This is a genomic window from Crossiella sp. CA198 (genome assembly GCF_052078295.1).
GTDB lineage: Bacteria > Actinomycetota > Actinomycetes > Mycobacteriales > Pseudonocardiaceae > Crossiella.
Map to the genome: position 1 here is coordinate 475,234 of NZ_JBQJIM010000001.1, position 22,924 is coordinate 498,157.

General features: G+C 70.3%; 21 protein-coding genes. 14 read left to right on the forward strand and 7 right to left on the reverse strand.

Features of this window, described 5'->3' with window-relative positions; translation table 11 throughout:
• The first annotated feature begins 6 nt into the window (after window positions 1–6).
• The gene (locus ACTOWY_RS02305; RefSeq protein WP_441307924.1) at window positions 7–468 is read left to right on the forward strand and encodes a PPOX class F420-dependent oxidoreductase; all 462 of its coding nucleotides are present in this window, start codon (window positions 7–9) and stop codon (window positions 466–468) included.
• 6 nt (window positions 469–474) lie between these two features.
• Here ACTOWY_RS02305 and ACTOWY_RS02310 read toward each other — a convergent pair whose 3' ends face one another.
• Window positions 475–1,491 (reverse strand): LacI family DNA-binding transcriptional regulator, encoded by a 1,017-nt coding sequence (locus tag ACTOWY_RS02310; RefSeq protein WP_441307925.1) that lies wholly within the window; start codon window positions 1,489–1,491, stop codon window positions 475–477.
• A 225-nt stretch (window positions 1,492–1,716) separates the two neighbouring features.
• Between ACTOWY_RS02310 and ACTOWY_RS02315 the strand changes: the two genes are divergently transcribed.
• The 4 genes from ACTOWY_RS02315 to ACTOWY_RS02330 are packed head-to-tail and all read left to right on the forward strand — an operon-like array spanning window position 1,717 to window position 5,165.
• Window positions 1,717–3,015: an extracellular solute-binding protein gene (locus tag ACTOWY_RS02315; protein ID WP_441307926.1), complete on the forward strand. Its 1,299-nt coding sequence runs from the start codon at window positions 1,717–1,719 to the stop codon at window positions 3,013–3,015.
• Between the two features lie 34 nt (window positions 3,016–3,049).
• Window positions 3,050–3,934, forward strand: coding sequence for a carbohydrate ABC transporter permease (locus ACTOWY_RS02320; RefSeq protein WP_441307927.1), 885 nt, complete (start codon window positions 3,050–3,052; stop codon window positions 3,932–3,934).
• Complete coding sequence (locus tag ACTOWY_RS02325) at window positions 3,931–4,767, forward strand: carbohydrate ABC transporter permease (RefSeq protein ID WP_441307928.1); 837 nt, start codon at window positions 3,931–3,933, stop codon at window positions 4,765–4,767. Before ACTOWY_RS02320 ends, ACTOWY_RS02325 begins: the two co-directional genes overlap by 4 nt.
• Window positions 4,768–4,778: 11 nt before the next feature.
• The gene (locus ACTOWY_RS02330; protein WP_441307929.1) at window positions 4,779–5,165 is read left to right on the forward strand and encodes a VOC family protein; all 387 of its coding nucleotides are present in this window, start codon (window positions 4,779–4,781) and stop codon (window positions 5,163–5,165) included.
• Here the strand turns inward: ACTOWY_RS02330 and metX are convergent.
• Together metX and ACTOWY_RS02340 are read right to left on the reverse strand one after the other, a co-directional pair.
• Window positions 5,155–6,294 (reverse strand): homoserine O-acetyltransferase MetX, encoded by a 1,140-nt coding sequence (gene metX, locus ACTOWY_RS02335; RefSeq protein WP_441307930.1) that lies wholly within the window; start codon window positions 6,292–6,294, stop codon window positions 5,155–5,157. The two genes, ACTOWY_RS02330 and metX, sit on opposite strands and share 11 nt — an antisense overlap.
• A 2-nt stretch (window positions 6,295–6,296) precedes the next feature.
• Window positions 6,297–7,610, reverse strand: a complete 1,314-nt coding sequence (locus tag ACTOWY_RS02340; RefSeq protein ID WP_441307931.1) for a bifunctional o-acetylhomoserine/o-acetylserine sulfhydrylase — start codon at window positions 7,608–7,610, stop codon at window positions 6,297–6,299.
• 349 nt (window positions 7,611–7,959) lie between these two features.
• Here ACTOWY_RS02340 and ACTOWY_RS02345 point away from each other — a divergent pair, with 349 nt between their 5' ends.
• The 5 genes from ACTOWY_RS02345 (at window position 7,960) to ACTOWY_RS02365 (ending at window position 15,025) form a co-directional block, all read left to right on the forward strand.
• A complete protein-coding gene (locus ACTOWY_RS02345; protein ID WP_441307932.1) occupies window positions 7,960–8,457 on the forward strand; it encodes an OsmC family protein in 498 nt (165 codons plus the stop codon).
• A gap of 17 nt (window positions 8,458–8,474) precedes the next feature.
• Window positions 8,475–9,743, forward strand: coding sequence for an aminotransferase class I/II-fold pyridoxal phosphate-dependent enzyme (locus tag ACTOWY_RS02350; RefSeq protein WP_441307933.1), 1,269 nt, complete (start codon window positions 8,475–8,477; stop codon window positions 9,741–9,743).
• A 275-nt stretch (window positions 9,744–10,018) separates the two neighbouring features.
• Entirely contained in the window at window positions 10,019–10,684 is a 666-nt protein-coding gene (locus tag ACTOWY_RS02355) for an NAD(P)H-binding protein (RefSeq protein ID WP_441307934.1), read from the forward strand.
• 136 nt (window positions 10,685–10,820) lie between these two features.
• The gene (locus tag ACTOWY_RS02360; protein ID WP_441307935.1) at window positions 10,821–12,575 is read left to right on the forward strand and encodes a sigma-70 family RNA polymerase sigma factor; all 1,755 of its coding nucleotides are present in this window, start codon (window positions 10,821–10,823) and stop codon (window positions 12,573–12,575) included.
• Between the two features lie 152 nt (window positions 12,576–12,727).
• Window positions 12,728–15,025 (forward strand): glycosyl hydrolase family 18 protein, encoded by a 2,298-nt coding sequence (locus ACTOWY_RS02365; protein WP_441307936.1) that lies wholly within the window; start codon window positions 12,728–12,730, stop codon window positions 15,023–15,025.
• Window positions 15,026–15,088: 63 nt separating this feature from the next.
• Here the strand turns inward: ACTOWY_RS02365 and ACTOWY_RS02370 are convergent, their stop codons facing one another.
• Window positions 15,089–16,321 (reverse strand): glycosyltransferase 87 family protein, encoded by a 1,233-nt coding sequence (locus tag ACTOWY_RS02370; protein WP_441307937.1) that lies wholly within the window; start codon window positions 16,319–16,321, stop codon window positions 15,089–15,091.
• Window positions 16,322–16,606: 285 nt separating this feature from the next.
• Between ACTOWY_RS02370 and ACTOWY_RS02375 the strand changes: the two genes are divergently transcribed.
• The gene (locus ACTOWY_RS02375) at window positions 16,607–17,191 is read left to right on the forward strand and encodes a DNA-binding protein (RefSeq protein ID WP_185007607.1); all 585 of its coding nucleotides are present in this window, start codon (window positions 16,607–16,609) and stop codon (window positions 17,189–17,191) included.
• A 62-nt stretch (window positions 17,192–17,253) separates the two neighbouring features.
• The gene (locus ACTOWY_RS02380; RefSeq protein WP_441307938.1) at window positions 17,254–17,910 is read left to right on the forward strand and encodes an RES family NAD+ phosphorylase; all 657 of its coding nucleotides are present in this window, start codon (window positions 17,254–17,256) and stop codon (window positions 17,908–17,910) included.
• A gap of 594 nt (window positions 17,911–18,504) precedes the next feature.
• On the opposite strand, the gene ACTOWY_RS02385 is transcribed toward ACTOWY_RS02380, so the two are convergent.
• The 3 genes from ACTOWY_RS02385 to ACTOWY_RS02395 all read right to left on the reverse strand — a co-directional run bounded on the left by ACTOWY_RS02385 (window position 18,505) and on the right by ACTOWY_RS02395 (window position 22,096).
• On the reverse strand, window positions 18,505–19,029 hold the full coding sequence (locus ACTOWY_RS02385) for a GNAT family N-acetyltransferase (protein WP_441307939.1): 525 nt from the start codon (window positions 19,027–19,029) through the stop codon (window positions 18,505–18,507).
• A gap of 72 nt (window positions 19,030–19,101) precedes the next feature.
• A complete protein-coding gene (locus ACTOWY_RS02390) occupies window positions 19,102–21,048 on the reverse strand; it encodes a S9 family peptidase (RefSeq protein ID WP_441307940.1) in 1,947 nt (648 codons plus the stop codon).
• Between the two features lie 49 nt (window positions 21,049–21,097).
• The gene (locus ACTOWY_RS02395) at window positions 21,098–22,096 is read right to left on the reverse strand and encodes a TerC family protein (protein ID WP_441307941.1); all 999 of its coding nucleotides are present in this window, start codon (window positions 22,094–22,096) and stop codon (window positions 21,098–21,100) included.
• Window positions 22,097–22,340: 244 nt separating this feature from the next.
• Between ACTOWY_RS02395 and ACTOWY_RS02400 the strand changes: the two genes are divergently transcribed.
• Both ACTOWY_RS02400 and ACTOWY_RS02405 read left to right on the forward strand, forming a co-directional pair.
• Complete coding sequence (locus ACTOWY_RS02400) at window positions 22,341–22,619, forward strand: putative quinol monooxygenase (RefSeq protein ID WP_185007617.1); 279 nt, start codon at window positions 22,341–22,343, stop codon at window positions 22,617–22,619.
• On the forward strand, window positions 22,616–22,921 hold the full coding sequence (locus ACTOWY_RS02405) for an antibiotic biosynthesis monooxygenase family protein (protein WP_247757797.1): 306 nt from the start codon (window positions 22,616–22,618) through the stop codon (window positions 22,919–22,921). The genes ACTOWY_RS02400 and ACTOWY_RS02405 overlap by 4 nt, the downstream gene beginning before the upstream one ends.
• Window positions 22,922–22,924 lie beyond the last annotated feature (3 nt).

Sequence of the window (22,924 nt, forward strand, 5' to 3'; positions counted from 1 at the left end):
GGATGCGTGCCTCGACCCATCGCCACCAACACCCAGGTGGACCGCGACGCCCTGCTGGAGTTCCTCCGCCCGCGTCACCACGGTCTGCTGATCACCACCAGGGCCGGCGGCGGCCCGCAGGCCAGCCCGGTCTCCTGCGGGGTTGACAGCGAGGGCCGGATCGTGGTCTCGACCTACCCGGACCGCGCCAAGGCCAACAACGCCCGCCGCGATCCGCGCGGCGGCATCGTGGTGTTGTCCGATGACTGGAACGGCCCGTGGGTGCAGGTGGACGGCACGATCGAGGTCATCGACCAGCCCGAGGCGATCGAACCCCTGGTCGAGTACTTCCGGTCCATCTCCGGCGAGCACCCGGACTGGGACGTGTACCGGGAGGCCATGCGCAAGCAGGGCAAATCCCTGCTGCGGCTGACTCCGGAACGCTGGGGCCCGGTGGCCACCGGCGGGTTCCCGGCGCACCTGGCCTGAGCCCGCTCAGCCCGCCGCCCGCCCGACCGTGCTCTCCCTGATCTGCAGGGTGAAATCGGCCTGGAACTCCCGCGCCGGCATGTCCGCGCCGTTGATCCGTTCGAGGAGCATGCGGACCGCGACCGAGGCGATCTGGGTCTTGTCCGGGCGGATCGTGGTCAGCGTGGGGGTGCTGAACCGGCCGTCCTCGATGTCGTCCACACCGACCAGGGCCACATCCTCGGGCACCCGCACTCCCCTGGCCAGCAGGGTGCGCAGCGCGCCGAGGGCGAGCAGGTCGTTGAAGCAGAACACCGCGTCCGGGGGTTCGGGCAGCGCGAGCAGCGCGGCCATGGCGTCCGCGCCGGGGGTGCGGTGGTAGCTGGGCACCGGCACGACCAGGTCCGGGTCCAGCTGGATGCGGGCGGCGTTGAGTGCCTGGGCGTATCCGGCCAGCCGCAGGTTGGAGGTGTCCTGGCCCTCCACCACCCTGGCGCCGATGGCGGCGATCCGGCGGCGGCCCAGGCCGATCAGGTGTTCGGTGGCGGCGCGGGCGGCGGCGATGTTGTCGATCACCACGTGGTCCGCGGCGCCCGGTCCGATCCGCTCGCCCAGCAGCACCACCGGCATCTCGGTGCCCAGCTGGGCCAGGTCCGCGCCGTCGAGGGCCAGCGGGCTGAGGATGAGGCCGTCCACGGTGCGCGAGCGCAGGCCGGAGGCGATCAGCAGCTCGCGTTCGCGCAGGCCCTCGGTCTGTTCGATCAGCACCGCCCAGGACTGGGCCTCGGCGCAGCCGATGACGGATCTGGCCAGCTCGCTGAAGTAGGGTATGTCCAGCTCGGGCAGGGCCAGCGCGATGATGCCGGACCGGCCGTACCGCAGATGGCGCGCGGTGAGGTTGGGCTGGTAACCCAGCTCGGTGATGGCCTGCCGCACCTTGGCCCTGGTCTGTTCGCTGACGTGGGCGTAGTCGTTGACGACGTTGGACACCGTCTTCACCGACACCCCCGCGAGCGCGGCGACGTCTTTCAGGCTCACGCCCATGGAGAAGCACTTTACATCGTTGTAAACCACCTCGATCGCGGGACTGTCACAATTCACGCCTTATCGGGCGAAGTCGCCCGCTCGCATCTTTACAACGTTGTTTACAACGCTGTAGAAACCAGGACGCGACCGAGGGGGATTGGTCGTGCTGGGGGTTCTGGAGGCGCCGTGTGGAGACGCAGTCGGAGGGCCGGACAACCGGGCAGTACCAGGGTGGACGGTCACTTGGACAGGCGGCGGTTCCTCCAGGGGACCGCGGCGCTCGCGCTGGGTATGGGGGCAGGCGCGAGCGCATGCGGTCCGCCGGGTCCGGCTGACGGGACGCCGCTGAAGTTCTGGAACCTGTTCACCGGTGGTGACGGGGCCCGGATGATGGAGCTGGTCACCGCGTTCCAGCGGGCCCGGCCCGAGGTGCCGGTGCAGGCCACCACACTGGCCTGGGGCACGCCGTACTACACCAAGCTGGCCATGGCCGCCGCCGGTGGCCGCTCCCCCGACGTCGCGGTGCTGCACCTGTCCCGGCTGGCCGGCTACGCCCCCGCCGGGCTGCTCGACCCCTACGACCCCGCTCTGCTGGACGAGTTCGGGCTGACCGCCCCGGCCTTCCCGGCCGCGGCCTGGCAACGCGCCCAGCACCAGGGCCGGGTCTACGCGCTGCCCCTGGATACCCACCCGCTGGTGCTCTTCTACAACACCGAGATCTGCGGGAAAGCCGGTCTGCTCGGCCCGGACGGCCGACTGCTGCCGCTGCGTGGCGAGGCCGCGCTGCTGGACGCCTTCCGGCGGGCCAAGCAGGCCGGGGCACAGCAGGGCGTGGTCATGGCGGTATCGGCGGACATCAACCCGTGGCGGCTGTTCTGGACGCTGTACCGGCAGCAGGGCGGCGAGCTGTTCGACCCGGCCGCCACCAGACTGGTGCTGGACGAGGCCAAGGCACTGCGCGCGCTGCGGTTCCTGCGCGCGATCACCGTGGAGTCCGGGGTGGCCCGCGGCGATCTCAACAACAACGCCGCGGTGGCCATGTTCGGCAGCGGGCAGGCCGGGTTCTTCTGGAACGGCGAGTGGGAGATGCCCACCTTCGTCGAACAGAACACTCCGTTCGACGTCATACCCTTCCCGGCGATATATGACACGGCCGGAGTGCATGGTGACGCGCACGCGCTGGTGCTGCCGCACCGGGCCGACCGCGATCCGGCTCGTACCCGCGCCGCCGTGGACTTCGTGCGCTTCCTGCTCCAGCACAGCCTGACCTGGGCCAAGGGCGGGCACATCCCGGCCTACCGCCCGGTGGCCGCCAGCCCGGAGTACGCCCAGCTGGGTCCGGCGTCGCGGTACGCCGCGGCCGCGGACAGCCTGGAGCTGGACCCGCCGTGCTGGTTCGGCGGCGCGGCCTCGGAGTTGCAGAACCGGGCGGGCGCGGTGTTCAGCCAGGTCTGCGCGGGCGGGCTGAGCCCGGAGGCGGCCATCCCGGAGTTCACCGCGGCCATGCGCACCCTGCTGGCCACGCCACGACCACAGCTATGACCGACGCGCGAGAACAACCGGGGAGGCAGCGCCGATGAACAGGACCGTGCGGGGGCGCGAGTGGTCCGGGTTCTGGTTCGTGGCCCCGTTCCTGGTGCTGTACCTGGCTTTCCTGGTGGTGCCGCTGCTGCTCGGAGTGAAGATGAGCTTCACCAACCAGAGCATCACCGGCGCGGGCTCGGACGCCTGGGTGGGCCTGGACAACTACGCCGAGCTGTTCGGTGATCCGGCGGTGTGGCGCTCGCTGTGGAACACACTGGTGTTCACCGTGCTCAGCACCCCGCCGCTGGTGGCCATCGGTCTGGGCCTGGCCCTGCTGACCCACCGGAAACTGCCCGCCGCCTGGCTGTTCCGGCTGGCCTTCTTCGCCCCGTACGTGCTGCCGGTCTCGGTGGTGGTGCTGATCTGGATGTGGCTCTACCAACCGGGTTTCGGCCTGATCAACGACACCCTCAGCTGGCTCGGCCTCGGCGAGGTGGGCTGGCTCAGCGACAACGACGTGCTGATGGTCTCCATCGTGCTCACCACGGTCTGGTGGACGGTGGGCTTCAACTACCTGCTCTACCTGGCCGGGCTGGGCGAGATCCCACGCGAGCTGTACGAGGCGGGCGCCCTGGACGGCACCACCGGCTGGTCCCGGCTGCGCTGGCTGACCCTGCCGCTGTTGCGCCGCACGCACGTGCTGGTGCTGGTGTTGCAGATCCTGGCCTCGCTCAAGGTCTTCGACCAGGTCTACCTGCTCACCGGCGGCACCAACCCGGAGGTGCGCAGCATCGTGCAGTACATCTACGAGAGCGGCTTCACCAACTTCCGGGTGGGGTACGCCTCGGCGATCTCCTACCTGTTCTTCACGCTGATCGTGGCCCTGGCCGTGCTCCAGTTCCGGATCCAGCGCGCCCGAGCGGAGCGGACCTCGTGAGCGCCTTCGACCGGGAACGTCCCGCGGCCCGCGCCACCCGGCTGTCGGTGGCCCTGGTGCTGGCGCTGATGTGGTTGCTGCCGTTGGGCTGGGCGCTGTCCACCGCGCTGCGGCCGGAGGCGGACACCACGAAGATCCCGGTGCGCTGGCTGCCGGAACGGCCGACCCTGGACGCCTTCGGCAAGGTGCTCGGCGAGACCGGGCTGCCGACCTGGTTCGGCAACAGCGTGCTGGTCGGCGTGCTGGTGACGGTGCTGACGGTGTTGCTGGCCAGCATGGCCGCCTACGGCTTCTCCCGCACCGAGTTCCGCGGCCGCCAGGTGCTGCTGTGGGTGGTGGTGGCCGGGATCGTGGTGCCGCCGCAGGTGCTGATCGTGCCGCTGTTCAGCCAAATGGTGGGGCTGGGTCTGGTGGACACCTACTGGGGCCTGGTGCTGCCGCAGATCGTGTTGCCCGCCATGGTGTACGTGCTGAAGAAGTTCTTCGACGGCGTGCCACGCGAACTGGAGGAGGCGGCGCGGGTGGACGGCGCGAGCCGGTGGCGGATCTACTGGAGCATCATGCTCCCGCTGGCCCGCCCGGCGCTGGCCGCGGTGGCCATCTTCACCTTCGTCACCACCTGGAACAACTTCCTGTGGCCGTTCATCGTGGCCACCGACCCGGACATGATGACCATCCCGGTCGGCCTGGCCTCGGTGCAGAGCAGCTACGGTCTGCGTTATGCCCAGGTGATGGCCTCCAGCCTGCTCGGCGGGCTGCCGCTGCTGGTGTTCTTCCTGGTGTTTCAGCGCCAGGTCGTGCGGGGAATCACCACCACGGGCGTCAAGGGCTGAGGGGATCACACATGCACCCGATCAACAGCCGGATCATCCTGCGACCGGCCGATCCGGCCCGCGCCACCGCGTTCTACCGGGACACCCTCGGCCTGGCCATCAGCCGCGAATTCCCCGGCGGCACGGTGTTCTTCCTCGGCCAGGGCTACCTGGAGGTCTCCGGGCACAGCGGTGACGGCGGCGCAGGCAACATCGCGTTGTGGTTGCAGGTAAGGGATCTCGCGGCCACCCACCGGGAACTCCTGGACCGCGGGGTGACCGTGTTGCGGGAGCCGAAACGCGAGCCGTGGGGCCTGCACGAGATGTGGATCAGCGATCCGGACGGGGTGCGCATCGTGATCGTCGAGGTGCCGCCGGAACACCCCATCCGCAAGGATTCCCGGACCCCTAGCGACTGAGCAGCTCACCCACGATCGGCCCCAGCTGACCGGTCTCAAGCAGAAAACCGTCGTGCCCGTACGGCGAGCCGAGCACCCGCGGCGGTCCGGCGTCCGGGATGCCGTCGGCCAGTTCCTGTTGCTGGGCAAGGGGGAACAGTCGATCTCCGGCGACCCCGGCGACCAGTGTGCGGGCCCGTACCGAGGCCAGTGCCGCCGTCACGCCACCGCGGCCGCGGCCCGCGTCGTAGTCGGCCATGGCCTTGGTGAGCGTGACGTAGCTGCCCGCGTCGAAGCGGCGCACCAGCTTGGCCGCCTGATGGTCCAAATAGGACTCGATCGAGTATCTGCCGCCCTGCCAAGGGTTCTCGCCGGGTTGCGGGATCCGGCCGAAGCGGCCGTTCAGCTCCGCCGGACTACGGTAGGTGAGGTGCGCGATCCGCCGGGCCAGGCCGAGTCCGGCGTGCGGGCCGTGACCGGGCAGCGCGTGGTGGTAGTCGCCGCCGCGCCAGTTCGGGTCCGCCTCGATCGCCCGCACCTGCGCCGAGCACCAGCCGATCTGCTCGGCGCTGCTGGCCGCGGTGCAGGCCAGCAGCAACAGCGCGCGCACCCGGTCCGGTTGGCACAGCGCCCATTCCAGCGCCCGCATGCCGCCAAGCGAACCGCCGATCACCGCGGCCCAGGCGTCCACGCCGAGATGATCGGCCAGGTCGTTCTCGGCGCGGGCCAGGTCGTTGAGGGTCAGGAACGGGAACCGGCTGCCCCACGGTTTCCCGTCCGGGGCGACCGATGCCGGGCCGGTGCTGCCCTGGCAGCCGCCGAGGGCATTGGGCGCGACCACGAACCAGTGGTTGGTGTCCACCGCGCGGCCGGGGCCGACCAGGCCATCCCACCAGCCCGCGGTGGGATGGCCCGGCCCGCCCGCCCCGCTGACGTGGCTGTCCCCGGTGAGCGCGTGCAGCACCAGGATCGCGTTGTCCCGCTTGGGGTTGAGACTGCCCCAGGTCTCGTAGGCGAGCCGGGCCCCCGGCAGCGCGCCACCGGCCTGCAACGGCAATGGGCCACGCAGGTCCAGCCAGCGGCGGCGGCCGGGTGGGTCGCCCGCCCGCCAGGCGGCGGTGGCGGGCGGGGCGAGGACGTCGGTGAGCATCCTCAGCCGCCGAGCGCGGCCTTGGCGGCCCGGAAACCGGCCTCCAGATCGGCCTTGAGGTCTTCCAGGCCCTCGATGCCGACGGAGAGCCGGACCAGGCCGGGGGTGACGCCGGTGGCGGCCTGTTCGGCGGCGGAGAGCTGGCTGTGCGTGGTGCTGGCCGGGTGCACGATCAGGCTGCGCACATCGCCGATGTTGACCAGGTGACTGAACAGCTCGACCGCGTCCACGAACGCCTTGCCCGCCTCCACCCCGCCGCGCAGGTCGAAGGAGACCACCGCGCCCGCGCCCTTGGGCAGGTACTTCTGGGCCAGCTCGTGCCAGCGGCTGGACGGCAGTCCGGCGTAGCAGACGGTCTCCACCTCGTCCCTGGCCTCCAGCCACTCGGCCAGGGCCTTGGCGTTGGCCACGTGCCGTTCGATCCGCAGCGACAGCGTCTCCAGCCCTTGCAGCACCAGGAAAGCGTTGAACGGCGAGAGCGCGGGGCCGAGGTCGCGCAGGCCCTGCACGCGCAGTTTCGCGGCGAAGGCGCCGGGGCCCAGCGCGGGCCAGTACCGGAGGCCGTTGTAGCTGGGGTCGGGTTCGGTGAAGCCGGGGAAGCGGGCCGGGTCGGCGCCGAAGTCGAAGGTGCCCGCGTCCACGACTATGCCGCCGATCGCGGTGCCATGGCCGCCGAGGTATTTCGTGGCCGAGTGCACCACGATGTCCGCGCCGTGTTCGATCGGGCGCAGCAGGTACGGAGTGGGCACGGTGTTGTCCACCACCAGGGGCACCCCGGCCTCATGCGCGACCCCGGCGACCGCGGCCACGTCCAGGACGGTGCTGCGCGGATTGGCCAGGGTCTCGGCGAAGAACAGCTTGGTGTTGGGGCGCACCGCGGCCCGCCAGGCGTCCAGGTCGTCGGGGTCCTCGACGAAGCTGACCTCGATGCCCAGCCTGGGCAGGGTGTGGTGGAACAGGTTGTAGGTGCCGCCGTAAAGCGAGGCGCTGGAGACCAGGTGATCGCCCGCGCTGGCCAGGGTCAGCACGGTGAGGGTCTCGGCGGCCTGGCCGGAGGCGAGCGCGACCGCGGCCACCCCGCCTTCCAGGGCGGCCAAGCGCTGTTCCAGGACGTCCTGGGTGGGGTTGTTGATCCGGGTGTAGATGTTGCCGGGCTCGGCCAGGCTGAACAGGTTCGCGGCGTGCTCGGTGTCCCGGAAGACGAACGAGGTGGTCTGGTAGATCGGCGTTGCCCTGGCCCCGGTGACCGGGTCGGGCCGGGCGCCGGCGTGGATCTGGCGGGTCTCGAAGGACCAGGCGGCACTGGCTGTGGACATGCGGATACTCCCGAATGAGAAAAGCGATTCGCGGGCATGCGAAATGAGCCCGGACGGCCGAATAGCGACCGCGGGGAATTGGCAGGCGTCAGCGGCCTACGACCAGGTCAGGCAGTGGGAGTGCAGCAACACGCCATGGTCGTCATACGTCGCAGATCGACGTGGATACGGGACACCAGGGTGCTCACAGTCCGGAGGCTAGCAGTGCACTGGTCCGATCGGCAGAAACCGCCCAGCATGTGAGAGGAATTCCCCCGCCTGGTCGAAAATCATTGTTCTCCACCTTGACCGAACACCGTCCGGGTCAGCACGATTCGGTATTCCCTCAATTTCCTTCAGGAGTGCCGCCATGTCGTTGACCGATGTCATCGAGGCCACCCGCAGCGCGGTCGCCGAGGATCCGTACCACGCGGGCGCGGTCTTCGACGCGCACTGTGCGGTGGTGGCGGGCACCGACACCAGGGTGCGGGTGCGCATCCGCGGGCACGAGCAGACCGCGGACGAGACGGTGGCCCGCGGCGGCGCGGACACCGGACCGAACCCGGTGGAGTACGCGCTGGCCGCGCTGGGCTCCTGTCAGGTGGTCACCTACCAGTTCTGGGCGGCGAAACTGCGGGTGCGGCTGAGTTCGGTGTCGGTGGAGGTGACCGGCGAGCTGGACCGGCGCGGGTTCTTCGGGCTCACCGAGCACACCAGGCCCGGCTACACCGGCATCACGGTGCGGGTGCGGCTGGACGGCCCGGAGACCAGGGAGCGCTACGAGGAGCTGCGGCGCGAGGTCGACCGGCACTGTCCGGTGCTCGACCTGTTCCGCGCGGAGACCCCGGTGGGCACCGAGCTGCGCTGAGCCCGGAAAATGCCCGCATGGAACTGACCAAGCTGGACGCCGACGAGCTGCCCGCCCCTCTGGCCGACCTGCGCAAGGCCTACGACGAGCTGAAGGCGCAGAACCTGTCCCTCGACCTCACCAGGGGCAAGCCCGCGGCCGAACAGCTCGACCTGGCCAACGAGCTGCTGTGCCTGCCGGGCAAGGATGTGTTCAAGGCCGGCGGCACGGACACCCGCAACTACGGTGGCCTGGCTGGTCTGCCAGAACTGCGGGAGATCTTCAGCGGCCCGCTGGGCGTGCCGGTGCCGCAACTGCTGGCGCTGGGCAACTCCAGCCTCGCGGTGATGCACGAGACCATTGTCTTCGCACTGCTCAAGGGCCCGGTCGACGGCGAGCCGTGGGTGGGGCAGCAGATCAAGTTCCTGTGCCCGGTGCCCGGTTATGACCGGCACTTCTCGCTGTTGAAGCAGTTCGGCATCGAGGCGGTGCCGGTGCCGCTGACCGACAACGGTCCGGACATGGACGTGGTGGAGCGGCTGGTCGCCGAGGACGCCTCGATCAAGGGCATCTGGTGCGTGCCCAAGTACGCCAACCCCACCGGCGCGGTCTACTCCGCGGACACGGTGCGCCGCCTGGCCTCGATGCCGGCCGCGGCCAAGGACTTCCGGCTGTTCTGGGACAACGCCTACGCGCTGCACCACCTCACCGAGGAGGCGGTGGAGATCGCCGACGTGCTGGAGCTGGCGACCGCGGCGGGCAATCCCAACCGCCCCTTCATCTTCGCCTCCTCCTCCAAGATCACCCACGCCGGTTCGGGGGTGGCCTTCTTCGGCGGTTCGCCGGAGAACGTGGCCTGGCTGACCAAGAACCAGAGCTTCGGCACCATCGGCCCGGACAAGGTCAACCACCTCCGGCACGTGGCTTTCCTCAAGGACACCGAGGGTCTGCTCGCGCACATGGACAAGCAGCGCGCGGTGATCGCCCCGAAGTTCGAGATGGTGCTGTACATGCTGGAGAAGCGCCTGGGCGGCACCGGTGTGGCGCAGTGGAGCAAGCCCAAGGGCGGCTACTTCATCAGCCTGGACGTGCTCGACGGCACGGCCAAGCGGGTGGTGGCGCTGGCCAAGGAGGCCGGCATCGTGCTGACCCCGGCGGGCGCGACCTTCCCGCACGGCGAGGACCCGCGCGACCGCAACATCCGGCTGGCGCCGACCTTCCCGGACATCCGCGAGGTCGCCCTGGCCACCGAGGGCGTGGTGACCTGCGTGCTACTGGCCGCGGTGGAGAAGCTCAGCGGCAACTGACCCACCGGCCCCGGCCCGGCCGACACCCCTCGGCCGGGCCCCGCCCCGCGTGTTGGCCGTTGTCGTACGCCGAGTTGGCCAAAGTCGTACGCCCACTTGGCCAAACTCGTACGCCGAGTTGGGCCAAGTGGGCAGGTTGGCGTGGGCCGGTGGCCGAGGGCCGTGCCGTAACGGCCAAGACGGCGTACGACAACGGCCAACACGCGGGCGGGTGTTGACCGCGGGCGGCGGGTGGTGTCCGGCGGGGGTGGGCGGGGCGCATTAGCCTGGGGCGCATGCGAGTCGTCATCGCCGGAGGTCACGGCCAGATCGCCCTCAAACTCGAAGCACTGCTCGCCGCTCGCGGGGACAGCGCGGCGGGCCTCATCCGCAATCCCGAACACGCCGCCGACCTGCGTGCCATCGGCGCCGAACCGGTCGAGCTGGACCTGGAATCGGCCACCGTGGAGCAGGTGGTGGCCGCGCTGGCCGGGGCGGACGCGGTGGTGTTCGCGGCGGGTGCGGGCGGCAAGGCGGCCTCGGATGGCAGTGACCGCAAGGACAACGTGGATCGCGGGGCGGCCGCGTTGCTGGCCGACGCGGCCGAGCGGGCCGGGGTCCGCCGGTACCTGATGATCTCCTCCTACGGCGCGGCCGTGGCGCCGAGGGACGGGTACGGCGAGAGCTTCGCCGCCTACCTGCGGGCCAAGGGCGAGGCGGACGCCGACCTGAGCCGCCGGGACCTGGACTGGACCATCCTGCGACCGGTCACGCTGACCAACGACGAACCGGCGGGGCTGGTGACCCTGGCGGAGCGGGTCGAACCGACCAAGATCCCGCGCGCCGACGTGGCCGCGGTGCTGCTCGCCCTGCTCGACACCCCCGGCACCGCCCGGCAGACCATCGAGCTGACCGGTGGCCAGACCCCGGTCGCCGAGGCCGTGGCCAAGATCGCCCAGTAGTCCGCATGCCCGTCATATATCGCGCTCCGATATATGACGGGCATGACTTCGCTCGCAGTCCCGCATGTTCGCGTCATGAACCCGGGGGACCAGGGTCACCCACTCAGCCGGACCCTGCCCCATTCGGAGGACGAGCATGTCGGAGACACCCCCAGGAACCGAGGTGCCCAGCGACGCTGAGCTGATCACCAAGGTGCGCGCCGGTGTCACCGAGAGTTATGGCGAGTTGTACCGGCGGCATGTCGGTTCGGCCACCGCCTTCGCCCGTCAGCTGGCCAACGCCACCGCCGAGGCCGACGACCTGGTCGCGGAGGCGTTCACCAAGGTCCTGGACGCGTTGCGGGCGGGCAAGGGCCCGGAACTGGCCTTCCGCTCCTACCTGCTGACCACCCTGCGCAACGTGGCCTACGAACGCCACCGCCGGGCCAAGCCGGTCACCCTGAGCAACGACCTGGGCGAGGTCCCGGACCAGGTGGAGACCCAGGCCAGCGTGTTCGAGGACATCGAGCGCTCACTGGCCGCCAAGGCCTTCCAGCGCCTGCCGGAACGCTGGCAGGCGGTGCTTTGGTATACCGAGATCGAGGGACACGCCCCGGCCGAGGTCGCCCCCCTGCTCGGTCTCAACCCCAACGGCGTCTCCGCCCTGGCCTACCGCGCCCGCGAGGGCCTGCGCCAGGCCTACCTCCAGGTCCACCTGGCCGACACCGAGAACGGCCGCTGCCGCGCCACGGTGGAACGCCTGGGCGCCTGGACCCGCAGCCGGCTGTCCAAGCGCGAGGCGGCCCAGGTCGAGGCACACCTGGACACCTGCGAGCAGTGCCGGGCCCTGGCGGCGGAACTGGTGGACCTCAACGGCGCGCTGCGGGCGGCGGCGGGGCCGTTGGTGCTGGGAGTCGGGGCGGCCGGATATCTGGCGAGCGCGGCGAGCGAGGGCGGGATCGGGGCGGCGGGGGCCGGGCTCGGTGGCGCGGCGGGGACCGGTGGAACCGCGGGAAGCGTGGGCGGGACTGGCGGCGCGGCGGGCGGCGGCACGGCAGGTGGCACGGCAGGTGGCGCGGGATCGACGGCGGGCGGCGGCGCGACAGGTGCTGGGGGCGCGACCGGAGCAGGCGGAACCGGAGGCACCGGCGCAGGCGGAGCCGCGGGTGCTGGCGGCGCGGGTGCGGGCGGTGCTGGCGGTACAGCCAGTGCGGGCGGTGCCGGTGGTGTGCTGGGGCAGTCGTGGTCGGCGCTGGTCGCGGTGGCGGCCGGGGTCGGCGCGGTGAGCATGGCCCTGGCAGCCCAGCCCACCGAGGCCGCGCAGCCGCGGATCCAGCTCCCCGCGCGCGCCCCAGCCACCTCCTCTTCGGCACAGCCCCCGGCCACGACCCAACCGACCACCACCCCGCCGACCACCCCACCCGCCCCGTCCCAGCCGGGCACCACTCCCCCGGCGACCACGACCACCCATCCGCCCAGCCCCACCCCACCGCGAACCCCGACCAGCACCCCAGGCACCACCCCGCCCCCGGCCACCACTGCACCGCCGCCCGCTCCGGCGCGACTGGCCGCGAGTGCCACGGCCGGACGGACGCATCCCGGTGGCACCACTGGACTCGCGCTGACAGTGCGCAACGACGGCGGGACCGCCACCGGGCCGGTGCGGGTGCGGTTGTCGTTGCCGGAGGGCGTGTTCGCCCGCGGTGGCGGCGGCAGCCGGTGCACCCAGGACGGTCGGGTGGCGGAGTGTTTCCTGACCGATTCACTCGCGGCGGGCGCCCAGTCGACGGTGCGGATCTCCTTGCACGTCAGCGTGTTCAGCACGGGTGGGCCGGTGTCCGGGACGGTGTACTCGGGGCCGCTGAGCGCTCCGTTCGGGCCGGTGCGGGTGGAGGCCCGGCGCTGGTTCTGAACCGCGTTCCCCGAATGGTCTAGACCCATTGACGTGGTGCGGCCAATCGCCCTAACTTCGGTGCAACGTCGGGAAAATTCCGATCCGCCGCTGGTTCTTCAGTTCTGCCGGAGTGCTCCGCCGAGCGCCCCGAATCCCTGTGAGGGAGAACCATGCCCAGGATCAACTCCGCGCTGTCCCGGGGCCGCCGTGTCCTCGCCGCCGGCGCGACCCTGCTGCTCCTGCCCCTGCTCGGACTCACCGCCCTCGCCCCGGCCGCCAGCGCCGCGCCCGGACTGACCGCGACCTTCTCCAGTGCCGACATGGGGTCCTGGAAACAGGGCAAGTACATCGTCGGCAATCCGACCACCGCGGCGATCACCGGGTGGAAGATCGAGTTCGATCTGCCCGCCGGCACCACGCTGAGCAACACCTGGTACGGCAAGTCCACCGTGTCCGGCAACCACGTCACCATCGACAACGAGCACTACAACGCCCGGGTCAACGGCGGCGCGAACACCGAGCCGTACAGCCCGATGTTCCAGCTCAACGGATCCGGGGCGCCCGCGAACTGCCGGATCAACGGCAACAAGTGCGATGGCGCGGCCGATCGCGGGCCGGCGGCGCCGACAGATCCGCGCGGCACCGGCAAGACCACCAAGACCGCGACGCTGGCCTGGACCGCGGCGGTGGCCGGGGACTTCCCGGTGGCGGGCTACGAGATCGCCGGCGGACCGGCCCTGGTGTCGGTGACCGGGACCTCGGGCACGGTGGCCGGACTGACGCCGAACACCGACTACTCCTTCACCGTCAAGGCCCGCGACACCCGGGGCAACCTCTCCCCCGCCAGCGCCGCGGTGACCGTGCGCACCAACAATCCCGGCGACGACACCCAGCCGCCGAGCGTGCCCGGCAACCCGCGCAGCACCGGCAAGACCTCGACCAGTGTCGCGCTGGCCTGGAACGCCTCCACCGACAACTCGGGTATCGCGAACTACGACATATATCGCGACGGTGTATATGCCGCGACCGTGAGCGGCACTTCGTCCACTGTGGACGGTCTGTCGCCGAGCACGGCGTACCGGTTCACCGTGCGGGCGCGGGACAACTACGACAACCTGTCCGCGGCCAGCGCCGAGGTCGCGGTGACCACCGACGACCTGGTCGGCGGCGGCAATTACGCCAGGGTCGGGTACTTCGTGCAGTGGGGCATCTACGGCCGCCAGTACTTCGTGCGCAACCTGGACACCACCGGCGCCGCGGCCAAGCTGACCCACATCAACTACGCCTTCGCCAACATCGACCCGGTCAACCTGACCTGTCTGCAGGGCGTCACCAAGGGCACCAGCGCCAACCCGCAGGACCCCAACCAGGGTGACGGGGCAGGCGACGCCGAGGCCGACTACAGCAGGCCGTTCGCGGCCGGGCAGTCGGTGGACGGGGTGGCCGACACCGGCTGGGAGTCCTTGCGCGGCAACTACAACCAGCTGCGCAAGCTCAAGGCCAAGCACCCGCACCTGAAGATCCTGATCTCGCTGGGCGGCTGGACCTACTCGAAGTACTTCTCCGATGTCGCCGCGACCGACGCGGCCCGCAAGAAGTTCGTCACCAGCTGCCTGGACATCTACATCAGGGGCAATCTGCCGACCTACAACGGCGCGGGCGGCGCGGGTTCGGCCGCGGGCATCTTCGACGGCATCGACCTGGACTGGGAGTGGCCGGGCGCGGAAGGCCACGCGGGCAACCACATCAGCCCGAACGACAAGCGCAACAACACCCTGCTGGTCGCGGAGTTCCGCAGGCAGCTGGACGCGCTGGGCCAGCAGAACAAGAAGCAGTACCAGCTCACCGCGTTCACCCCGGCCGACCCGGCCAAGGTCGACGCCGGCTGGGAGATCTCCGGCCCGGACCACGTCTTCAAGTACCTCGACATGGCCAACGTCCAGGGTTATGACTTCCACGGCGCGGGCAGCGACAACTCCTGGGAGCCCAAGCGAGCCGGGCACCAGGGCAACCTGTACACCGACACCGAGGACCCGTACAACGTCCACTTCAGCGTGGAGAACGCGGTCAACCACTACCTCAACGCCGGGGTGAACCCCCGCAAGCTCACCATCGGCTTCGCCTACTACGGCCGCGGCTGGCAACAGGTGATCGACGGCGGCAAGAAGGGCGAGTGGCAGGCCGCGAACGGGGCCGCGCCGGGCCAGTTCGCCGAGGAGGCGGGCACCAGGGGCTACAGCAACCTGATCGCCAGCGTGCCCGGCATGACGATCTACCACGACGAACAGTCGGTGGCCACCTACGGCTACACCGGCAACAACGGCCAGTGGTGGAGCTTCGACGACGCCTGGTCGATCGGCAAGAAAACCGCCTGGCTGAAGAGCAAGAACCTGTTGGGCGCGATGGTGTGGGAGATGTCCGGGGACACCGGCAGCCTCACCACGGCGCTGGACAACGGACTGCGCTGACGCAACGGCGGGGCGAGCCAGGGAAGGCTCGCCCCGCCGTCAGCGGAGAAGTCCGGCGGCTCGCTAGGCGGCGCGGGCCGGATCCACCTGCACCGGCGAGGGCGCGGCGGGTGTGCCCTGCCGCAGCGCGTAGACGCACCCCGCCACGATGAACACCAGCGCCACGAGCACATAGCTGTTCCCGAGCAGTTGCTCGCCCAGCGTCCACTTCAGCTCGCGATCGGCTTCCTTGGGCACCAGCTGGTGCCCGCCGATGCCGAAGATCACCGCCACCGGCAGCCCGATCGCCAGCAACCGGCCCCTGGCGTCAGCGTTCTGGGTGAACTTCACCACCAGGAACACCACCGCGGGGCCGATCCACACCCAGTGGTGCGACCAGGACACCGGGGAGGCCAGCAGGCCCGCGGTGGCCACCAGCAGCAGCGCCAGCAGGTCCTGGTCCGCCGCGCGCAGCCGGTACACCGCCAGCGCGGTCACCGCCACGATCACCGCGACCAGGGCCACCCAGAGCACGGTGGAGTCCAGGCCGAGGCGGGAGATGACGCCGCGGACGGACTGGTTGGTGGCGTAGACCGGCGAGCCGATGCGGCCCGGGTCGGTCAGGGTCTGGAACCAGTACTGCATGGAGTTGCCGGGGGAGAGCAGGAAGCCCAGGGCGCCGAAGCCGAAGAAGGAGCCGACCGCGACGAACATCGGCTTCCACTGCAACCGCACCAGGAAGAACAGCAGGAAGGCCAGCGGGGTGAGCTTGATCGCGGCGGCCAGGCCGATCATCATGCCGCGCGGCCACGGGGTCTTCTTCAGCAGGCAGTCGGCCGCGATCATGACCATCAGGATCAGGTTGACCTGGCCGAACATCAGCGTTTCGCGGATCGGCTCCAGCACCACGCAGACCAGGCCGACCGCCGAGGCGATGTACCAGGCCTTGCGGCGGTCCAGGCCGAGGCGCTGGCCGACCATGGCACCGGTGCCGAACAGCGCGAGCAGGCTGACCACCACGAACAGCACCGCGCTGACCCAGAACGGCAGCAGCCCCACCGGCGCGAACAGCACCGCGGCCAGCGGCGGGTAGGTGAAGGGCAGCGGGAAGTCCAGGGTGAACGGGCGCGGGAAGCTCGGCTCGTACAGGCTCAGCCCGTTCAGCCAGGTCAGGCCGCCCGCGCGGTAGACCTGCAGGTCGAGGTAGTAGAACGCCTTGCCGATGTTGAACAGCGTGATGACACCGAATCCCGCGGCCAGCATCAGGGCGACCACGGCTGGCAGTCGCCAGGCGGGCGCGGCATTCGATGCTGACATGTTGACCTTGGAGATGTCCCTCACCCCGAACTTCTGGCGGCGCTGCTACTCCGGGCGAGGGTACCCAACAGCGTTCTCACACCCGCGTCATGGGCGGTCGGGTGCGCCGTCACGTAGTTGTGACCGCGGGATCACCGCAGGTCATGGGACCCTGACAAGATGTGTGACTTTCCCACGAGGATCCGTGTACGGACTGTGATCTACCCACACACGGTTGGCCTAGGAAACTAGTTCTCCTCAGCTACGAAAGCGCACGTTTGCGCACAGATGAGCTACTCTGTGCGCATGAGCATTGCGTTGGAGGATGTCTTGGCCAGAGCCGGATTGCGGGTCACCGCCACCGAGTTCCTGTCCCTGGTGGAGGACGCCGCACGCAAGCTGGCGCCGCCGCACCCGGACCCCGGGGCCTACTTCTCCGCAGATCAGCGCGCCGCGCTGGCCGCGGTCGGGGTCGACCTGAGTCCGCGGGCCGACGGCGAGCGCGACCCGAGGGCGAAGGCGGTGGCCTCCCAGGCGGTGCTGCGCGACTCGGCGATGACCGTGGCCGAAGCGGCCGAACGGGTGGGCGTGGACACCAGCCGGATCCGGCACCGGGTCAGCGCGGGCAGGCTCACCGGCTGGAAGGACCGCGGCGGCTGGCGACTGCCCGCCTGGCAGTTCACCGACAGCGGGGTGCTGCCCGGTCTGGGTATGGTGCTGGCGAAGGTGCCTGCCGACCAGCCCCAGATGGTGGTCGCGGCGTTCATGACGACCCCCCAGGAGGACCTGCTGCTCGGCGACCGGCCGACCTCCCCCCGCGACTGGCTGCTTGCCGGTGGTGACCCGCGCCGGGTCGCGACGCTGGCCTCGACGCTGGGGACGCCGGCCTGACGGTCCACTGAGACCACCCAGGTAAGCGACTTCACGCGAGACCAGCGAACAGGACACACGACTTGGCCCGGCTTCCTCCGCCGCCGACTCCGGCTGCGCTGCAAGCGTTGCTGCGCCGAACCGAGGACGTCGTCGCCGTACATCGCGCGACCCGTCTGGTGCGCATCTTCGCCGCGGGCGGCACCCACCCTCAGCGGTGGAACTCCTTCCGGTACGCCGGACCGTTGCCCCACGCCCGGTTCGACCCGCACCCGGCCACCCTGGACGGCAGGCCGATCGAGACCCACGAACACGGCGTGCTGTACTTCGGCCTGTCCGTGCGCACCAGCGTCGCCGAGGTCTACCAGGCGACCTCGACGGTGGACCGGCGCACCCGCAGCCCGCACCTGGTGGTGCTGCGCCCCCGCCGCACCCTGCGCCTACTGGACCTCTCCGGCCTGTGGCCCACCCGGGCAGGCGCCTCCCAGTCGATCAGCACCGGCCCCAAGGACCGCACACAGGCCTGGGCCCGCGCGATCCGCGCCGCCTATCCAGAGCTGGACGGCCTCTGGTACCGATCCTCGATGGACACCGGCAATCCAGCCATCTGCCTGTGGGACCCACCAGGCATGAGCGCGCTGCCGATCGCCCCGGACGTGCTGCTGCCACTGGACCACCCGGGCCTGGACCTGCCCCTGGCCCGAATCTGCGAGGAACTCAACTACACCCTCCTCGACTGACCCCCTCCCCGCGTGTTGGCCGTTGTCGTACGCCGAGTTGGCCGTTATGGACGCCGAGTTGGCCGACGTTGTACGCCACGTTGGCCGTTGTGGGACGGGGCAGAGGGTGGGGTTGGGGTGAAAACCCCACGACGAGGGCCCTCGCGTGTTCTCCGTACGGCCTGGAGCATGCAGACCACACCTCACCGAGCGGCCCCTGCAACCCGCCGCCACCTGCCCACGAATCCGCAACGGGGGCCGCTCGGTGAGGTGTGGTTGGCTGGCGGAAGGCCGTACGGAGAACACGCGAGCCCTCGGAGCCACGCTGGAACCACCCCCGGCAGCCCAATCCCCGCCCCGCAACCTGCTCATCCCGGGTGTTGATCTGCCCCACCCCTCCGGTGGTCTGCCCGGCCGGCGAGGCCATCCTTTCTTGATCTTCGCTTCTGTTGCGAAGGCGGGGGAAATTCAGCCCCGCTGCCCGTTCTCCGGGCTTCACCCGCCCGCAACGGCCAACTCGGCGTACAACAACGGCCAACACACCGTCCATAACGGCCAACTCGGTGTACGACAACGGCCAACACTCGGTGTGGTTCGAGTGTTGGCCGTTGGGGGTTAGGCGGTGCGGGGGAGGTGGGCGGGGAGGCGGCGGCGGTAGCGGCAGGTGGGGATTTCCTGGTTTTGCAGGCAGTCGGTGCCGGTGGTGCCGTCGGGGCGCCAGCCGTGGGCGCGGTAGAAGTTGCGGGCGAGCATGTTGGCCTGGAAGACCCACAGCTCGGCGTGGGTGTGGCCGAGGGCGGCCAGGTGGCGCAGGCCGGCGTGGTGGACCGCGCGGCCCGCGCCGGTGCCCCACATTCTCGGGTCGCCGTAGAGGGCGATCAGTTCTCCGGTTGACTCCTCGGTCTCCCGGACCGCGCAGTACGCGCCGATCCGGCCGGTGCGGTCCTCGGCGACGAACACCGTGTCCGCTCCCGGCCTGCTCAGCCAGGTCTCCCAGCCTGGGGCTCGGCGCTGCGGGCTCATCTGGTCGAGCAGCTCGTCAGCGACGATGCCTCGATAGGCGTACTGCCAGCTCAACACGTTGATACGGGCGATCTCCGCCGCATCCGCCGGTTCTGCCTGGCGCACCGTCCATGTCATGACAAGAGCCTGCGGGACGGCACCGGGTCCGGGCCAGGGAATTTCCCGTTCGGACCAGGCGCGACGCCCCTATCAGCCCAAATGGCGGGACCACCACTCCAGGACCGCCTCGAAACGCTGGACCCGGTGCTGCGGCCTGCCGCCCCGGGTGAGTTCGTGGCCCTCGCCGGGGAAGAGCAGCATCTCGGTCGGGGTGCCGTTGCGGCGCAGGGCCACGAACATCCGCTGCGCCTGTTCCAGGGGACAGCGCCAGTCCTGTTCGGAGTGGGCGATCAGGAACGGGATGGTGATCTGCCCGGCGTAGGTCAGCGGGCTGCTGCGGCGCTGGGTCTCCTCGTCCGCGCAGTAGTCGTTGGCGAAGGACCAGCCGATGTCGGAGGAGCCGACGAAGGAGTCCCAGGCGTTGAGCGCGCGTTCGCTCCAGGCCGCCACGAACCTCTCGCCGTGCTTGGCGGCCAGGATGCCGGTCATCAGGCCGCCGTAGGAGCCGCCCATCACGCCCACCCGGTCCGCGTCCAGCCCGGGTAGTTCCAGTGCCGCGTCCAGCAGGGCGAGCAGGTCGCCGGTGTCCTCGACGGTGCCGAAGCCGGGGCCGGCCAGCACCGCGCCGTGCGCCTGGCCGTAGCTGGCCGAGCCGCGCGGGTTGCCCAGCACCACCGCGTACCCGGCCGCCGCGTAGACCTGGGCCTCGTCGAAGAAGCCGCGGCTGTAGAAGCGGAACGGGCCGCCGTGGATGTTGAGCAGCACCGGGTGCGGGCCGGGGCCCTCGGGCAGCATCACCCAGCCGTGCACCGGGTAACCGTCGGGCGCGGTGGTGCTGATCTCCTGCCAGCCGAGCAGGCCCTTGGCGCGGGCTTCGGCGTTGAACGCGGTGAGGGTGACCGGTTTCTCGCCGAGCAGGACCAGCTCACCCGGATCGTCCACAGTGGACACCACGGCCACCGTGCGGCCGCCGTGCGCGGTGAAACCGAGCACCGCGGCGTCCTCACCCGCCAGCAGCGGCAGCTCGTCCAGGAGTGCTTCCTTGGCGCCGGTGGGCACCAGGCGGAGCTGCACCGCGCCCCGGTGCGCGACCGGCACCAGCACGCCGCCCTCGACCGGCACCGGCGGGCCGGGCGCGCGTTCCACCGCGACCGTCTCGGTGTCGGTCAGCCGCAGTGGCTCCCCCGGCTCACCGGACAGGCTCAGCGGGGCCGACCACAGGCCGGGGTTGAGCGCGACCGCGCGGCCGGTGAAGTGCTCGCCGCTGTAGTAGACCGTGTCGCCCTCGGCGGTCGGGTACTCGGCGGTGCCCGCGGTGCGCACCACCAGCACCGGCTCACCCCCGGACACCGGCACCGCGTAGACGTCGGTGTACAGCGTGTCGCCCTCGGCGCCCAGTGCGCGCTGGGCGGTGAAGAGCACGTGCCGCCCGTCCGGGGTGAAGCTGGGATCGGCGGCGTCCACGGTCAGCTCGGTGAGCCGCCGCGGCGGGCTGGGCACGCCGTCGGGGCCGGGCAACCCGGCCACGTGCACCTGGGCCGGGCGGTCGCCGATGAAGCCGATGCCGTCGAAGCGGTAGCTGAGCCGGGTGATCCGGCGGGGCGCCTCGGCCTCCGGTCCGACGCCCGCGGTGGTCCCGTAGCGGCCCGGTTCGGGTACCCGGGCGGTCCAGGTCAGTGAGCGCGAGTCCGGCGCCCAGACGGGCACTCCGGCCCCCAGCGGCAGGTCGGTGAGCCGGACGGCCTCGCCGCCTGCCACCGGCAGCAGGTAGAGCTGGGGTCTGGCCGCGGTGCCGGAGTCGCCCGCCACCCGCAGGAAGGCCACCCACTGGCCGTCCGGGGAGATCCGGGGCTGGGTGTCGGCGCGGCCGCCGGTGATCCGCCGGGGTGTGCCATCCGGGGTCAGCGGCACCCGCCACAGGCCGCCGCGATAGGCGTCGGCCTGCAGGTCCGGGCTGGACACGGCCACCACGAGGGTGTCGCCGTGCAGGGCCGGGATTCCGGGAACTCGCAGAAAAGGAAGATCCTCCGGGCGCATGCGGGCCAAGCTACCCGCCCGGAGGACCTTCCCTCGAGCCTTGCCGGAACTACTTGGCCGCGGTCGCCTCGTCCTTACGGGCGTCCTTGCGGGTCTTGAGCAGGCTGGTCACGGTGGTGATGATCAGCACGCCGATGATGAACGGCAGCGAGATCTCGATGCCGATGTGCGGCGCCCAGGCGACCGGCTGGCCGTCGTTGAGGAACGGCAGGTTGTTGCCTGCCAGTGCCTCGAAGACGAGCTTGACGCCGATGAAGCCGAGGATGACCGCCAGGCCGATGTGCAGGTAGACGAGCCGGTTGAGCAGGCCGCCGATGAGGAAGTACAGCTGCCGCAGGCCCATCAGCGCGAAGGCGTTGGCGGTGAAGACCAGGTAGGGCTCCTTGGTCAGCGCGAAGATCGCCGGGATCGAGTCGACCGCGAAGAGCAGGTCGGTCAGGCCGATCGCGAGCATCACGATGAACATCGGGGTGACCCAGCGCTTGCCGTCGATCTTCACGAACGACTTGGCGCCCACGTAGTCCTTGGTCACCGGCAGCACCTTGCGGGCGAAGCCGACGAGCTTGGGCTCCTTGAACTCCTCCTCGTTGCCCTCACCCTGTCGCGCCTGCTTGTAGGCCACGAACAGCAGGAAGCCGCCGAAGATGTAGAAGATCCAGCTGAACTGCTCGATGAGCGCCGCGCCGGCCGCGATGAACGCGCCGCGCATGATCAGCGCCAGCAGGATGCCGATGAGCAGCACCTTGTGCTGGTGGATCGAGGGCACCGCGAACGTGCTCATGATGATCACGAACACGAACAGGTTGTCGATACTCAACGAGTATTCGGTGATGTAGCCGGCAAAGAACTCCCCGGCGTACTGGGACCCGGAGAAATACCAGAGCCCTAGTCCGAAGAGCACCGCGGCGGCCACGTAGAAGATGACCCAGCGGGAAGCCTCGCCGACCGTCACCTCGTGCGGTTTGCGGTCGACGATCACGAGGTCGATAGCGATCAGGGCCAGCAGTCCGACCACAGTCGCGATCCACAGCCAAGCGGGGACGAGCACAGTTCACCTCCGGTTCATGGGCACACGCCACAGACACACGCCACTGACCGGAGGTCTCTTCCACCGGACACAAGGCCGGTCGACGGCACCGGGACGTCACTGGGGACGGCCGTGATGACGATGTCGCCGCGAAGGAATACTCCCCTCCAAGCGGTGTAACGTTCTCATGTGCACCCTGAAGTCCACCAGTAGGGGTGATCCGAGGCACTGTCTCAGACCCCCTTGGGGTGAAAAGATCCCCTGCATGGTGCTGGAGATCACCGAGCTCCTGCTCCGACCGGAGACAGCGGAGCGGTTCACCGCGTTCGCCGAGGTCACGGTACGTGGGCTGCTCTCCGAGCCCGGGTGCGTCTCGGCCCGGCTGACCCGAGGGGTGGAGAACCCGAGCCGGTTCGTGCTGCTGGTGGAATGGGAGACGATCACCCGTTCGGCTCCGCCTGACCGGCACTGGCCAGGGGAACTGGCCGCGTTGCTGGCCGAACCGCCGGTGATCGAACTCTTCGATCCGGCCGGTGCGCCGTGATCCTGACCATCACCGAACTGCTGGTCGTGCCCGGCGCCGAGGCCGAGTTCCTGATCGCGGTGGACAAGGCGCTGCCCGAACTGCTCGCCGCGGCGGGCTGCCACTCCGCGCGGCTGGTCCGGTGCACCTCGGCGCCGCAGCGGTTCGTGCTGCTGAGCGAATGGGCCACGCTGGAGTCCCACACCGAGGACTTCTACCGCTCCGAGGCGTTCCTGCGGTGGCGGGACGCGGTCAGCGAGCACCTGTGCGAACCACCCCGGGTCGAGCACGCCGAGGACCTCACCGGACTGATCACCCGGTGATCC

Coding starts and splice junctions, on each gene's coding strand:
- ACTOWY_RS02310 (WP_441307925.1), bottom strand. CDS start 1,491: ATGGGCGTGAGCCTGAAAGACGTCGCCGCGCTCGCGGGGGTGTCGGTG.
- ACTOWY_RS02320 (WP_441307927.1), top strand. CDS start 3,050: ATGAACAGGACCGTGCGGGGGCGCGAGTGGTCCGGGTTCTGGTTCGTG.
- ACTOWY_RS02330 (WP_441307929.1), top strand. CDS start 4,779: ATGCACCCGATCAACAGCCGGATCATCCTGCGACCGGCCGATCCGGCC.
- metX (WP_441307930.1), bottom strand. CDS start 6,294: ATGCTCACCGACGTCCTCGCCCCGCCCGCCACCGCCGCCTGGCGGGCG.
- ACTOWY_RS02340 (WP_441307931.1), bottom strand. CDS start 7,610: ATGTCCACAGCCAGTGCCGCCTGGTCCTTCGAGACCCGCCAGATCCAC.
- ACTOWY_RS02345 (WP_441307932.1), top strand. CDS start 7,960: ATGTCGTTGACCGATGTCATCGAGGCCACCCGCAGCGCGGTCGCCGAG.
- ACTOWY_RS02350 (WP_441307933.1), top strand. CDS start 8,475: ATGGAACTGACCAAGCTGGACGCCGACGAGCTGCCCGCCCCTCTGGCC.
- ACTOWY_RS02355 (WP_441307934.1), top strand. CDS start 10,019: ATGCGAGTCGTCATCGCCGGAGGTCACGGCCAGATCGCCCTCAAACTC.
- ACTOWY_RS02360 (WP_441307935.1), top strand. CDS start 10,821: ATGTCGGAGACACCCCCAGGAACCGAGGTGCCCAGCGACGCTGAGCTG.
- ACTOWY_RS02365 (WP_441307936.1), top strand. CDS start 12,728: ATGCCCAGGATCAACTCCGCGCTGTCCCGGGGCCGCCGTGTCCTCGCC.
- ACTOWY_RS02370 (WP_441307937.1), bottom strand. CDS start 16,321: ATGTCAGCATCGAATGCCGCGCCCGCCTGGCGACTGCCAGCCGTGGTC.
- ACTOWY_RS02375 (WP_185007607.1), top strand. CDS start 16,607: ATGAGCATTGCGTTGGAGGATGTCTTGGCCAGAGCCGGATTGCGGGTC.
- ACTOWY_RS02385 (WP_441307939.1), bottom strand. CDS start 19,029: ATGACATGGACGGTGCGCCAGGCAGAACCGGCGGATGCGGCGGAGATC.
- ACTOWY_RS02390 (WP_441307940.1), bottom strand. CDS start 21,048: ATGCGCCCGGAGGATCTTCCTTTTCTGCGAGTTCCCGGAATCCCGGCC.
- ACTOWY_RS02400 (WP_185007617.1), top strand. CDS start 22,341: ATGGTGCTGGAGATCACCGAGCTCCTGCTCCGACCGGAGACAGCGGAG.